This is a genomic window from Aeromonas sp. 75A (assembly GCF_051919425.1).
Lineage (GTDB): Bacteria > Pseudomonadota > Gammaproteobacteria > Enterobacterales > Aeromonadaceae > Aeromonas > Aeromonas veronii.
In genome coordinates this window covers 2,948,120-2,961,290 of the sequence record NZ_JBQBES010000002.1, presented here as the reverse complement: position 1 = coordinate 2,961,290, position 13,171 = coordinate 2,948,120, and the positions used below count along the sequence as shown (strand labels likewise).

The following is a 13,171-nucleotide window of genomic DNA, read 5'->3' as shown; positions in this document are numbered from 1 at the left end:
TTAATCCTTTCCGACGTGGAGAATCGCGAGGAAGGCTTCCTGCGGCACGTCGACACGGCCGAGGGACTTCATCCGCTTCTTACCTTCTTTCTGCTTGTTCAGCAGTTTCTTCTTACGACTCACGTCACCACCGTAGCACTTGGCGGTTACGTCTTTACGCAGAGCCTTGACGGTGCTGCGAGCGATGATCTGGTTGCCGATGGCCGCCTGAATCGCGATATCGAACATCTGGCGCGGGATCAGCTCGCGCATCTTCTCCACCACCTGACGACCGCGATACTGGGCGTTGTCCTTGTGGGTGATGATGGCAAGGGCATCGACGCGCTCACCGTTGATCATGATGTCCAGACGGACCATGTCGGAGGTTTCGAAACGCTTGAAGCCATAGTCCAGCGAGGCGTAACCACGACTGGTGGATTTCAGACGGTCGAAGAAGTCGAGCACCACTTCCGCCATCGGGATTTCATAGGTCAGCGCCACCTGCTTGCCGTGGTAGACCATGTTGGTCTGCACGCCACGCTTCTCGATACAGAGGGTGATCACGTTGCCCATGTACTCCTGCGGCAGCAGGATATGACACTCGGCGATCGGCTCGCGCATCTCCTTGATGCTGGTGATGGCGGGCATCTGGGCCGGGCTGTCGATATGGATGGTGGAGCCGTCGGTCAGCTCGATCTCGTACACTACGGTCGGCGCCGTGGTGATCAGATCCAGATCGTATTCACGCTCCAGACGCTCCTGAATGATCTCCATGTGCAGCATGCCGAGGAAGCCGCAACGGAAGCCGAAACCCAGCGCAGTGGAGCTCTCCGGTTCGAAGAACAGGGAAGCATCGTTCAGGGAGAGCTTGTCGAGAGCGTCACGGAACGACTCGTAGTCATCGCTGGAGATGGGGAACAGACCTGCATAAACCTGCGGCTTCACCTTCTTGAAGCCAGCCAGCGCCTTGTCGGCACCGTTCTTGGCCTGAGTCAGGGTATCGCCCACCGGCGCACCGTGGATGTCCTTGATACCGCAGACAACCCAACCTACCTCGCCGCAACCCAGCCCCTGGGTATCCACCTGCTTGGGCGTGAAGATACCGATACGATCGACACCCCACACCTGACCGGTGCTCATCACCTTGATCTTGTCGTTCTTCTTCAGGGAACCGTTCTTGATCCGCACCAAAGAGACAACCCCCAGATAGGAGTCGAACCAGGAGTCGATGATCAGCGCCTGCAGTGGGGCATCCGGGTCACCTTCCGGTGCCGGGATCTTGGCAACGATCTCTTCCAGCACCAGATCAACACCCAGACCGGTCTTGGCGGAGCAGCGCACCGCATCGACTGCGTCGATACCGACGATGTCTTCGATCTCCTCGGCAACCCGCTCGGGTTCTGCGGCCGGCAGGTCAATCTTGTTCAGCACCGGAACCACTTCCAGATCCATTTCCATGGCGGTATAGCAGTTGGCCAGAGTCTGTGCCTCAACCCCCTGGCCGGCATCCACCACCAGCAGCGCCCCTTCACAGGCCGCCAAAGAGCGGGAGACCTCGTAGGAGAAATCCACGTGGCCCGGGGTGTCGATAAAGTTCAGCTGGTAGGTGTTACCGTCTTGTGCCTGGTAGTTCAGGGTCACACTCTGTGCTTTGATGGTAATGCCGCGCTCGCGCTCCAGATCCATGGAGTCAAGCACCTGAGCCTGCATCTCGCGGTCGGACAAGCCACCGCAAGTCTGGATCAGACGGTCCGACAGGGTCGATTTACCGTGGTCGATGTGCGCAATAATCGAAAAGTTACGAATGTGTTTCATCGAGCAAGAGTCACTCAAAATTGGTTAAGGTCAGTTATGGAGGCGCGATTTTACTGGATAACCCGGCTGACGGCCATTCTTTAGTCGCCAGCGCCAGTGAAATAGCGCCTGTTCAGTCAGGGGAGGATGCGGACAGGGACGACCACGCCGAGCATCTGCGGGCCGTAGCGCCCCTGATCCAGGCGGTTGGAAAAGTAACGAACCAGTAAAAAGCCCAGCACGCCCCCCAGCAGGCAGCAGAGAATGGTAATCCCCTCCCCGCCCGAGAGCAGCGGTGCCAGCCAGAGCTGCCCCAGCAAGGCGCCGGCCAACAGACAAAACAGCGGCAGCACATAGACCAGCGCCGCCCCGCGCAGCAGACTCTCTTGCGGGATACCGAGCCTCACTTGCTGGCCAACCCGCACCTCGGCGGTCAGCCTGACCCGCAAGCGGGGAGCTTTCAGGGGAAATGCCTTGGCCACGGTGCCGGTACCGCAGTTGGATTGCTGCTGACAACCACTACAGGCAGAGCGCCGTTCGCACTCCACCCAGGCATGGTCACCCTCAATGGCCACCACGGTCGCCAGCTCTTCACTCATCTCATTCACGGCAACACCTCGGGTTCACACAATCAGGGGATCTGACCACGACTCGCCACGCTCGGCAAGCGGGGGACAACCCCGCATCCCCCGTTACTGCACCGCTTCGTTGCGGGCCAGCGGCTGGACCGACTCGGCGATGCGCTTGGCGGTTTCGGCAGGCACCTCGCCGACCACGGTGATCTCGACCCCCACCTCGTTGACATAGCTCACCAGCGAGGTCGCCCCCTGGCGGATCAGCTGCTGGCGCACCGCCTGCTTGGGATCCACCCGGGAGACATAGACCGAGAGATCCACCAGCCCGTCGGAGAGCATCATGTAATCCACCGGCATACTGGTGGTCACCAGCTGGTGCCGGTCTTGCGACAGCACCTTGAAGCCATCGGGCAACCAGGTGATCTGCCAGTTCAACTGCTGTTGCGGCGCTGGATAGGCATCCTCCAGCGCCAGCGCCGGAGGCTGCTTGCTGTTGGCCAGCTTCACCAGCCAGGGGGCCGGTTTGCTCTGCAGATCCAGCTCGACACCGAGCACCTGCTCCACCAGATTGCCTTCCCGCTCGACCATGTCGATCCGCAGCAGCAAGTGGCTCTGCTCATCAATCCAGAGCACGAAACCATATTTGTCGGCCTCTTTAGGCACCAGCCTTACCACCTGCGCCACCACACCGGCAACCCGGCTGCGGCCGGCCAGCACAGGATCATAGCTCTCCAGCACCTGTGCCAGCGGCATCTTCACCAGGGTCGACCAGATGCCGGGGAAGCGGGCATCCTTCAGGGTGTAGGGATCGTGGCTGTTTTCAAAGAAGGTGTATTCGTTCTGGCGCTGGAGATACTCGATCGCCTTGCCGTCGAGGTAACTGAGGTGGGCCACTTCCTTGCCGTTGATGACGGCATGGCTGATCCGGATCGGTTCAAGACGCCCCTGACGAGCCTTGACCATGGACAACTCGAAATTCTGTTGCTGCACGGCACTCTGCATCTGCTGCAACAAGGCCTCGGCCGACTTATCGTCGGCCGAGGCCTTGGCACTGATCAGCAGGAGAGAGGCCAGCAAAATACGGCTGGACTGGCGCACGTTTGTATCCCTGACAATTCGTTATTGTTGGATCTGTCTGTCTTGCAACAGGCGCTGCTGCAACTGGTGGTCACGCAGGAAGGCGTTGATCCGCTCCCGCTGCTCCTGCATCTGCTGTTCGGTCAGCCCTTGCTGACGGGCACGGGCGCCATCCTGTTGCGGATAGTGAACACTCACAGGTGCCGCACTGCCACCGATTGGAATGGTATTGAGCACCGGATTGGCCGGAACGCCATCTTGTCCCTGATACTGCTGCACCCCGAAGATAACTGCAGCGGCCACAGACGCTGCGATGGCATATTGACCCAGCTGCTGACCGACACGGCGGAACAACGGAACCACATTGGCATCAGTCTTGACCGGCGCAACGGCAGGTTGCAGCACGGGAGCCGCCTCGACCGGCTTGGGTGCCAGTATGGTGGGCTCATCCTCCAGCGCAGCCATGATGCTGTCACTGAGATCCAGTTGCAGATTGACCGGCAGGTCACCCCGCATGGCATCGCCGATCAGGTGGTAACGACCCCAGGTATCTTGCAAGTCGGAGTCCATCTCCAGCTCGTTCAGTACCTCTGCGTCACTCAGGTCACCATCCATCAGGGCAGAGATTTGCTCTTTATTTGCCATAAGTTAACCCGTCTTTCCCCAGTTAATTCTCGATCAGAGGTTGCAGCTTTTTATCGATTGCTTCCCTCGCCCGGAAGATACGGGATCTGACCGTACCCACAGGGCAATCCATGATTTCGGCAATCTCTTCGTAGCTCAGCCCTTCCAGTTCGCGAAGGGTGATAGCTGTCCTCAGGTCTTCCGGCAATGCCTCTATGGCTAAAAACACGGTGCGTTTGATCTCGTCAGTCAGCGCCAGGTTTTCGGGGGTTGAGACCTCTTGCAAGGCTTCACCACCACCATAAGACTCCGCTTCGTCAGCCTCCACATCACTGCTGGGCGGCCTGCGCCCCTGGGAGGTGAGATAATTCTTCGCCGTGTTCACGGCAATTCGGTACAACCAGGTGTAAAAAGCACTTTCGCCACGGAATGTCGGCAATGCACGGTAGGCTTTTATAAAGGCCTCTTGCGCCACATCGGGCACATCACCGGGATTGTTGACATACCTGGCAACCAGGTTGACCACCTTATGCTGGTATTTTTTTACCAACAGGTTGAAAGCTGCTTTATCGCCGCGCTGGACCCGTTCAACCAGCTGTTCGTCCAGTAGATTCTGGTCGCTCATCAGAGCCGTAAAACCCCCATCAGGTTATCGTTTTTCTTTTCCGGCCCTTCCTAAGCGCACAAGTTCAGACAGGGAGAATCAGAGAAAGTTCGCTTCAATTGAAAAAAATGTGATGCAGGCTGCATCCTCGCCCTCGCTTGGGCTACCATGGTGCCAGTTCTTAATCCAGGCCAATGATACTTATGAAAGCAAGTGTTGAATACCTTTGCGATGTACTGATCATTGGCAGCGGTGCCGCTGGTTTGTCCCTCGCGTTGCGATTGGCAGACCACGCCAAAGTCCTGGTTCTGAGCAAGGGGCCCATCAGTGAAGGGGCCACTTTCTATGCGCAAGGAGGCATCGCTGCCGTTTTCGACGAAACCGACAGCATCGAATCCCACGTGAGCGACACGCTCAACGCGGGCGCCGGGTTGTGTGACCCGGCAGTGGTCGAGTTCACCGCCCGCCACGCCCGCGAGTCCATCCAGTGGCTCATTCAGCAAGGGGTCCCCTTCGATCAGGAGGAGAACGCCGACGGTGAATCCCAGTACCACCTCACCCGGGAAGGGGGCCACAGCCATCGCCGCATCTTCCACGCGGCGGATGCCACCGGCAAGGCAGTGCAACTGACCCTGATCGATCAGGTGCGCGCCCACCCCAATATCCAGCTGATGGAGCGCTTCAACGCGGTCGACCTCATCACCACCCGCAAACTCAACCTGCCAGGCAACAAGGTGCTGGGGGCCTACGTCTGGAACCGCAACGCCGAGCAGGTCGAGGTGATCCGCGCCCGTTTCGTGGCACTGGCCACCGGTGGCGCCTCCAAGGTCTACCAGTACACTTCCAACCCGGATGTGAGCTCTGGCGATGGCATCGCGATGGCATGGCGGGCCGGCTGCCGGGTGGCGAACCTGGAGTTCAACCAGTTCCACCCCACCAGTCTGTTCCACCCCGATGACCCCAACTTCCTGCTGACCGAAGCGCTGCGTGGCGAGGGGGCCTATCTGCGCCGCCCGGACGGCAGCCGCTTTATGCCGGAGTTTGACGAGCGGGCCGAGCTGGCGCCGCGCGACATCGTCGCCCGCGCCATCGACCACGAGATGAAGCGGCTCGGGGCGGATTGCATGTATCTGGATATCAGCCACAAACCGGCCGATTTCATCATCAAGCACTTCCCGACCATTTATGAGCGCTGCCTTGCAGTCGGAATCGACATCACCAAGGAGCCGATGCCCATCGTGCCGGCTGCCCACTACACCTGTGGTGGCGTGATGATCGACAACAACGGCCAGACCGATATCCCCGGTCTCTACGCCATCGGTGAAGTGACCTACACCGGTCTGCACGGCGCCAACCGCATGGCCTCCAACTCCCTGCTGGAATGCGTAGTTTATGCCCATCAGGCGGGGGCCGACATTCTGGCCAAGCTGCCGATGAGCGTGGAGCCGCCGCGCCTGCCGGTGTGGGACGAGAGCAAGGTGGAAGATTCCGACGAACTGGTGGTGATCCAGCACAACTGGCACGAGCTGCGGTTGATGATGTGGGACTACGTGGGGATAGTGCGTACCAACAAGCGCCTGGCCCGCGCCAAGCGCCGTATCGACCTGCTCAAGCAGGAGGTGCAGGAGTACTACGCCAACTTCCGTGTCTCCAACAACCTGCTGGAGCTGCGCAACCTGCTGCAGGTGGCCGAGCTTATCGTCAACTGCGCCCTGCAGCGCAAGGAGTCTCGCGGCTTGCACTACAACCTGGATTATCCGGATATGCTGCCGGACTCCAAACCGACTGTGCTGACCCCGGAGCGGGATTAATCCCCCTTCCCGTAAAGCGTTGCAGCAATCAGTGACCCCGCCATGGCGGGGTCACTTGTTTTCAACCGCTTTTCAGCCACAAAAAGAGTACCGTAATCAGCCACATGGCAGCAGCTTATCGCGGTAAATCAGCGCATGGTCATCACGGAAAGCAGGCGTCAGCGCCGAGACGGCAGAAAGTGGATGGCTCGCGCCAGCAGGCGGTAATGTTCGGGGGGAAGGGCGTCGGAGAAGATCCAGAGTTGCCGTGGCGACACAGCTCCACTCTCTTGCTGCTCGGGACAAAGCACCAGCCTGAGCACGCCGGGCAGAATGCGGCTTTTCTTGTCAAGCTGATAGCGACGACCTTGCCACTGCAACCACTGACCATCCCAGACAAGCTCGAACGGGGGCTCGGCAAGCGCACGCCAGCTCAGCCAGAGCGCCACCAGCCAGACGGGCAGCAACAGTGCCCACTGCCAACCGGCAATCAGGCCAGCCACCGGCCAGAGCAGCAATAAAAAGAGGGCCACCAGCAAACATTGCTGATGGCGGGAGGGGTGAACCGTCATGATCACCCGCTCCACGGTATTACCCCTGGCGGTCGTGGCGCGCCTGATTGCGCTCCAGGATCATCGGGATCATGGCGGCAAATGCGGGATCGGCAGGGACACCATGACCCATGCACCATTTGAACAGATCCGGATCGTCGCTCGCCAGCAGGCGGATAAAGGTCTGCTGATCGGCTTCGCTCAGGGAGTCGAACTCGTGTTCGAAAAAGGGCATAAAGATCACATCCAGCTCGAGCATACCGCGACGGCAGGCCCACTTCAGGCGGGATTTTTCAACTGGGCTCAACATGGCACTCTCCTTACAAAGACCGGGGGATGGTACCAGCTGGATTTTCCGGCTGACAAACATTAGTTACGTCTTTACCATGCAGCTCACATACTTTCTCTCTGGAATACCATCGTGAGCCTGCAACCACCTGTTTTTCCTGCCGAGCCGACCCGCTTCTCCCTGACCAAGCTGGCCATCACCCGTATCAGCGGCCAGGATCGCGTCAAATATCTGCAAGGTCAGGTCACCTGTGATGTCAACGCCCTGCAACCGGGGCAACAGACCCCGGGTGGCCACTGTGATCCCAAGGGCAAGCTGTGGAGCAATTTCCGCCTGCTCTGCCTCGACGACAGTCTGCTGCTGCTGACCAGCCCTTCAGTGTTGGAACGTCAGTTGCCGGAGCTGAAGAAATTTGCCGTCTTCTCCAAGGTCGAGATCGCCGCCGATGAGCGTCACGCTACCGGGATCGCCGGTACGGGCAGCGATGGCTGGATCGCCGCGCAGTTTGGTCTGGAGCAGAGCGGTCTTATCGACGGCGGCATGGCGGTGAAGATTGAGCAGGATCGCTGGCTGCTGGTAAGCAATCAGCAAGCCGACGCCCTGCCACAAGGTGACGAGTCACTCTGGTGGGGGCTCGAGATCAAGGCGGGCCTGCCACACATGGAAGCGGTGCATCAGGGGGAGTTCATCCCGCAGATGCTCAACCTGCAGGCACTGGACGGCATCAGCTTCAACAAGGGCTGCTACATGGGGCAGGAGACGGTGGCTCGCGCCAAATATCGCGGCGCCAACAACCGCGCCCTGTTTCTGCTGGCAGGCAGTGCCAGTGAGCCGGTCAATGCGGGCGATACCCTGGAGCTGCAACTGGGTGACAACTGGCGCCGCAGCGGCATGGTGCTCAACGCCTGGCAACAGGCCGGACAGGTGTGGCTCACCGCCGTACTGCCGAAAGATACCGAGGCTGACGCCCAATTCCGCCTCAAGCAGGACGAAGGCTCCTGCCTCACCCTGCAACCCCTGCCTTACGATCTGACCGAGTAAGGTCGGCTAGCGAGGCACCCGCGCCAGCAGTGCCTCCTTCAACCAGCGCCCCGCCTGCCCCAGCGGGCGGGCGCGATGCCACTGCAGCTCCAGCGCCAGCGCGTGGCTGGCGATAAAGTCCGGCTCCAGCACCACCACCTCGCCCCGCTTCAGCGGTTGATGCAGCAGAAATTCCGGGATGGCGGACCAGCCAAGGCCCCGCTTGACCAGCTCCAGCACCCCGAGATCCCCCTCGACCCACCACACCTGAGCCGAGATGCGAAAACGCTGGCGCTCGCTCCCTTCCCGTCGGCCGGTGACCATCAGCTGGCGTGCCCCCTGCAGATCGACCTCCCGCAGCGGCTGCTTGCGGGCCAGCGGATGATCCGGTGACACCACCAGCGGCATGGTCACCTCCCCCAGCGAATGGGCGACAATCTCTCGCTGGGGATGCACCTTCTGATAGCTGATGCCGAGCTGGGCCCGGCCGGTCACCAGCATCTCGGTCACATCTTCCATCAGCGGGAAGAGCAGCTCCAGCTCCACGGTCGGGTAACGAGTGGCGAATTCCTCCAGCAGGGTGCCGAGCCAGGGGAGGTGGGAGTCATCATCGATGGCCAGAGTGAGCCGCGTCTCCACCCCGGCCGCCAGCTCCCCGGCAATGGATTGCAATCGTTCACTCTGCGCCAGCAGGATCCCCGCCTCCTGCACCATGCGGGCCCCCGCCTCCGTCAGCTGCGGATAGCGGCCGCTGCGGTCAAACAGGGTGAGCGCCAGATCGATCTCCAGATTGGCGATGGCGCTGCTCACCACCGACTGCGCCTTGCCCAGCTTGCGGGCGGCAGCGGAAAACGAGCCGGTTTCGGCGGCCGCCAGCAAGATCCTCAGTTGTTCCAGTGATGGAGTCATCTTATTGCCCTCCGGCAAGCTCTCTCATCCATCTATTTTAGCGATGGATACCAACATGAATCTATCGCCAAAGATCTATAGATTAACCAGCAATCCGTGAATGAACCTGATTGAGAGAGTGACTTATGCGTACCCGTAACGATCGCCTGCGCCATGCCATTGGCTTTGAATTCATTGGCCTGCTGATTGCCGCCCCGCTGGCCAGCTGGGTTACCGGGGTCGGGCTCAACCATATGGGCCCGCTGGCACTGTTCTTCTCGGTACTGGCCACGGTCTGGAACTACATCTACAACATCGGGGTCGACAAGCTGCTGCTCAAATATCAGGGCCATACCCACAAGACCCTGTGGCAACGGGTGCTGCATACCTTCGGCTTTGAGGGCGGTCTGCTGATCGTCGCGCTACCGGTCATGTCCTGGTGGCTGAGCGTCAGCATGCTGGAGGCGCTGGTGCTGGATCTGGGCTTCGTCGTCTTCTACCTGATCTATGCCTTCGTCTACAACTGGGGCTATGACAAGGTGTTCCCCATCCCCCGCGAAGTGCCGCACGGCATGCCACAAGAGGCGCGCTAAGGCACGAATCAGTTGGATTGAAACCGAGAAGTGAAGGGCAACAAGGAAAGACTACAGAAGAAACGACACGGCCCCATCATGGCAGACATGATGGGGCCGCAAGAGGGATCAGCGCTGGCAGGCCGGCTGATTCAGAGGTAAGGATTCAGGCCTGCCCGTCGCTCAAGCCTGGGCCTTGAGCTCTTCGCCGCTCTCGTCGGCAGCGACAGCCTCTTCAGGCTGGGCCTGAGCGGCCTGCAGCGCTTCCAGCTCGCTCTGATAATCGCTCAGGATCTGCTGGGCAACCGCCATATCTCCCTTGTGTTTGCGCTCGAACAGATGGTGCTGCACCACGCCGTTGAGATACTCCACCGTGATGGGCTGCTCCAGGGTGGCCATCAGCTCCTCTTTCTCCAGCTCGGCATTGATTTCATCGGCGGTCGTGCGCAGCAGCCCGGCCAATTGAACCAACATGCGGCGCTCACCTTCGCGCAGCAGGCTCAACATGCGGTTTCTCTGCTGCTCATTCTGTTGGGTCATACATTTCCTTACGTCAATTGGGAACAAGCCCGCTCATTCTGCCCTGTCCCCATGACAGCGTCTATCTCATGCCCCCCACAAATTTTTGGCGCTGGCTCACAAATGGCTACAGATGCTATTTGAAGCGGCTCTGGGGTATAGTAGCCGCTGATTTTCAGGCGCTTTTTTCACCTTCATCCGCATAAAGGGATGAGATGGCAAGGGCGCCTGCCCGGTTTACCCCAACGAGGTGAAGATCCGCTTTATGACCGACGCCATTGTGGTGCTCTGCACCTGCCCAGATCAAACCAGTGCCGACCTTCTCTGCGAACAGCTGCTGAACCAGCGGTTGGCCGCCTGCATCAATCAACTGCCGGGCGTCACCTCCGTCTATCGTTGGCAAGGCAAGGTGGAGCGCGCCACCGAGATCCAGCTCATCATCAAATCCCGCCAGTCGCGCTTTGCCGAGCTGCAGGCATGCATTCAAGCCAATCACCCCTATGAGGTGCCCGAGCTGCTGGCCCTGCCGGTAAGTGCCGGACTACCTGCCTATCTGGACTGGCTCAATGGGGAGACCCCATGACATTCAACCGCTTGCTCTCTCCTTTGTTGCTGCTCTGTGCCCTGTTGATGACAACAGTGGGCAGCTCCCCTGCCCACGCCAGCGGCGCCGATCTGCTCAGCTCGCTGGGCATTGAGGCCAATGCCAAACCCAAATTTTTGCAGGTCGATGAGGCCTTTCAGATCGAGAGCGAACAGCGTGGCGATCAGCTGCTGCTAACCCTCCATATCGCCGACGATTACTACCTCTATCGCCACAGCCTGCGCTTCAAGGGGAACAACCTCACCTTCAGCGAGCCGACCCTGCCGGAAGGCACAGAGCACGAGGATGACTTCTTCGACAAGACCCGGGTCTACTATCAGCAGGTGAGCATCGCGGTGCCGCTAAAGGAGGTGGGGGAAAATGCCGCCCTGCGGGTGCGCTATCAGGGCTGTACCGACGGCCTCTGCTATCCACCGACCGACAAGCTGATCGATGTGGCCCCGCTGGTCACGGCAACCACAGCGTCCACTGCTGAAACGGCACAAAGCGTCGCACCGGTTAGCCAGCAGGACCAGCTGGCCGCCGCCCTCGGACATCAGGGGTTCTGGCTCAGCATCGTCGCCTTCTTCGCGCTGGGGCTGGGGCTCGCCTTCACCCCCTGCGTCTTCCCCATGTATCCCATTCTGACCGGCATCATCGCCGGTGCCGGCCATCGCCTCTCTACCGGTCGCGCCTTCCTGCTCTCTCTGGTCTATGTGCAGGGGATGGCGGTCACCTACACCCTGCTGGGGCTGGTAGTGGCCTTGGCAGGGCTGAAATTCCAGGCGGCGCTGCAACACCCCTATGTGCTGATCGGCCTCTCGGTGATGTTCGTGCTGCTGGCCCTCTCCATGTTCGGCCTCTACACCCTGCAACTGCCGAGCAGTTTGCAGACCCGGCTCTCCGGCCTCTCCAACCGCCAGCAGGGTGGTTCTGTGGTCGGGGTCGCCATCATGGGGATAATCTCCGGGCTGGTCTGCTCCCCCTGCACTACGGCGCCGCTCTCGGGGGCGCTAATCTACGTGGCCCAGAGCGGCGATCTCTGGCTCGGCGGGGCGGCACTCTATGCGCTGTCACTGGGGATGGGGCTACCGCTGCTGCTGCTAGGCACCTCGGGTGGCAAGCTACTGCCCAAAGCGGGCGCCTGGATGGATGTGATCAAGCAGCTGTTTGGTTTTGCCCTGCTGGCAGTGCCGATCCTGCTGCTGTCACGGCTCTGGAGCGATCAGATTGCCACTCTCGCCTGGCTCGGCTGGGGGCTGCTGTTGTGCGGCTACCTCTATCACCACAACCAGCACCAACCCCACTCGGTGGCCAAAAGCGTGCGCGGCTTCGTGCTGTTGCTGGCGATGATCAGCGCCGTGGTAGTGGGCAAGGATCTGCTGCAACCGGCCCCCCCTGCTGCCATCACGACGGATGCCAGTCAAACGGCGCCGCAGTTTATCCGCGTCAAGACGCTGGATGATCTCAAGGTGCAGCTGGCCGCCGCCCGCGGCAAGCCGGTGCTGCTCGACCTCTACGCCGACTGGTGCGTCGCCTGCAAGGAGTTCGAGCACAAGACCTTCAGCGATCCAGCTGTGCGGGAGCGCTTCGGCCAGATGGTGCTGCTGCAGGCGGATGTTACCGCCAACGACGATGCCGATATCGAGCTGCTCAACGGCCTCAATGTGCTGGGGCTGCCGACCCTCATCTTCTTCGACCGCGAGGGCAAGGAGCTGACAGGCCAGCGGGTCACCGGCTTTATGGGGCCTATCCCCTTTGCCAAACATCTCGAGATGGTAAGTGATGCACACTGAGTTGCGTCGGCTGCAGACAAGCGATGCACCTGCCTTGCAGCGGCTGTTCGAGCAGGCCCCCTCCTATCAGGCGGCGGTTAGCAATGATCCTCTCTCTGCACAGGCAGGAGAAGAGGAACTTGTCGCCTGCCCATCCGGCCTGCCTCTCTCCGACAAACATCTCATCGGCCGCTGGGAGCAGGGAGAACTCACCGCTGTCATTGATCTGCTGCGCGGCTACCCCAATCCAGACACCGCCTATCTGGGTCTGTTACTGGTGGGGGAACCCTGGCAAGGGAGTGGCCGTGGTCAGTCGCTCTATCTTCACGCCTGCACGCTGGCAAGCTCATGGGGGGCTACCCGGCTTCGCCTGTCAGTGATTGCCAGCAATGAGAGTGCTCTATCCTTCTGGCTGCGCAGAGGCTTCACCGAGTGCTATCGCCGCGAGCTGGCTGGTTATCGGGCCGAGGCCATCGTGCTGGAACGTTCACTGGAACCGTGAGCCGAGGTTTGCCGCCGCGCATTCGCGTG

The 13,171-nt window shown here is 60.4% G+C and carries 15 protein-coding genes; 6 read left to right on the top strand and 9 right to left on the bottom strand.

Features of this window, described 5'->3' with window-relative positions; translation table 11 throughout:
• From lepA to rpoE, 5 genes are all read right to left on the bottom strand, one after another.
• Entirely contained in the window at positions 1-1,794 is a 1,794-nt protein-coding gene (gene lepA / locus ACTG2T_RS13935) for a translation elongation factor 4 (protein ID WP_005335396.1), read from the bottom strand.
• A 116-nt stretch (positions 1,795-1,910) separates the two neighbouring features.
• Positions 1,911-2,372, bottom strand: a complete 462-nt coding sequence (locus ACTG2T_RS13930) for a SoxR reducing system RseC family protein (protein ID WP_040068038.1) — start codon at positions 2,370-2,372, stop codon at positions 1,911-1,913.
• A 93-nt stretch (positions 2,373-2,465) separates the two neighbouring features.
• On the bottom strand, positions 2,466-3,446 hold the full coding sequence (locus tag ACTG2T_RS13925; RefSeq protein ID WP_005335407.1) for a MucB/RseB C-terminal domain-containing protein: 981 nt from the start codon (positions 3,444-3,446) through the stop codon (positions 2,466-2,468).
• A gap of 21 nt (positions 3,447-3,467) precedes the next feature.
• Positions 3,468-4,070: an RseA family anti-sigma factor gene (locus tag ACTG2T_RS13920; RefSeq protein WP_128835004.1), complete on the bottom strand. Its 603-nt coding sequence runs from the start codon at positions 4,068-4,070 to the stop codon at positions 3,468-3,470.
• A gap of 22 nt (positions 4,071-4,092) precedes the next feature.
• Entirely contained in the window at positions 4,093-4,674 is a 582-nt protein-coding gene (rpoE, locus tag ACTG2T_RS13915) for an RNA polymerase sigma factor RpoE (RefSeq protein ID WP_330125678.1), read from the bottom strand.
• A 182-nt stretch (positions 4,675-4,856) separates the two neighbouring features.
• Here rpoE and nadB point away from each other — a divergent pair, with 182 nt between their 5' ends.
• On the top strand, positions 4,857-6,464 hold the full coding sequence (gene nadB / locus ACTG2T_RS13910) for an L-aspartate oxidase (RefSeq protein ID WP_005354382.1): 1,608 nt from the start codon (positions 4,857-4,859) through the stop codon (positions 6,462-6,464).
• 158 nt (positions 6,465-6,622) lie between these two features.
• Here the strand turns inward: nadB and ACTG2T_RS13905 are convergent, their stop codons facing one another.
• Together ACTG2T_RS13905 and ACTG2T_RS13900 are read right to left on the bottom strand one after the other, a co-directional pair.
• Positions 6,623-7,015, bottom strand: a complete 393-nt coding sequence (locus ACTG2T_RS13905) for a protein YgfX (protein ID WP_330125679.1) — start codon at positions 7,013-7,015, stop codon at positions 6,623-6,625.
• 19 nt (positions 7,016-7,034) lie between these two features.
• Positions 7,035-7,304 carry an FAD assembly factor SdhE gene (locus tag ACTG2T_RS13900; RefSeq protein ID WP_005335417.1) on the bottom strand — a complete coding sequence of 90 codons (270 nt, stop codon included), beginning with the start codon at positions 7,302-7,304 and terminating at the stop codon, positions 7,035-7,037.
• Positions 7,305-7,415: 111 nt separating this feature from the next.
• On the opposite strand from ACTG2T_RS13900, the gene ygfZ reads away from it, so the two are divergent.
• Positions 7,416-8,324 (top strand): tRNA-modifying protein YgfZ, encoded by a 909-nt coding sequence (ygfZ, locus tag ACTG2T_RS13895; RefSeq protein WP_330125680.1) that lies wholly within the window; start codon positions 7,416-7,418, stop codon positions 8,322-8,324.
• A 6-nt stretch (positions 8,325-8,330) separates the two neighbouring features.
• Here ygfZ and ACTG2T_RS13890 read toward each other — a convergent pair whose 3' ends face one another.
• Positions 8,331-9,212, bottom strand: a complete 882-nt coding sequence (locus ACTG2T_RS13890) for a LysR family transcriptional regulator (protein WP_005335421.1) — start codon at positions 9,210-9,212, stop codon at positions 8,331-8,333.
• 125 nt (positions 9,213-9,337) lie between these two features.
• Between ACTG2T_RS13890 and ACTG2T_RS13885 the strand changes: the two genes are divergently transcribed.
• Complete coding sequence (locus ACTG2T_RS13885; RefSeq protein WP_005335423.1) at positions 9,338-9,784, top strand: PACE efflux transporter; 447 nt, start codon at positions 9,338-9,340, stop codon at positions 9,782-9,784.
• Positions 9,785-9,946: 162 nt separating this feature from the next.
• On the opposite strand, the gene ACTG2T_RS13880 is transcribed toward ACTG2T_RS13885, so the two are convergent.
• Positions 9,947-10,303, bottom strand: coding sequence for a hypothetical protein (locus ACTG2T_RS13880; RefSeq protein ID WP_047436071.1), 357 nt, complete (start codon positions 10,301-10,303; stop codon positions 9,947-9,949).
• Between the two features lie 244 nt (positions 10,304-10,547).
• Here ACTG2T_RS13880 and cutA point away from each other — a divergent pair, with 244 nt between their 5' ends.
• From cutA to ACTG2T_RS13865, 3 genes are read left to right on the top strand one after another with little or no spacing between them, the layout of a single operon-like run.
• Complete coding sequence (gene cutA, locus ACTG2T_RS13875; RefSeq protein ID WP_330125681.1) at positions 10,548-10,865, top strand: divalent-cation tolerance protein CutA; 318 nt, start codon at positions 10,548-10,550, stop codon at positions 10,863-10,865.
• Complete coding sequence (locus ACTG2T_RS13870; RefSeq protein ID WP_330125682.1) at positions 10,862-12,661, top strand: protein-disulfide reductase DsbD; 1,800 nt, start codon at positions 10,862-10,864, stop codon at positions 12,659-12,661. Before cutA ends, ACTG2T_RS13870 begins: the two co-directional genes overlap by 4 nt.
• Entirely contained in the window at positions 12,651-13,142 is a 492-nt protein-coding gene (locus tag ACTG2T_RS13865; protein ID WP_064335563.1) for a GNAT family N-acetyltransferase, read from the top strand. Before ACTG2T_RS13870 ends, ACTG2T_RS13865 begins: the two co-directional genes overlap by 11 nt.
• Positions 13,143-13,171: the final 29 nt, after the last annotated feature.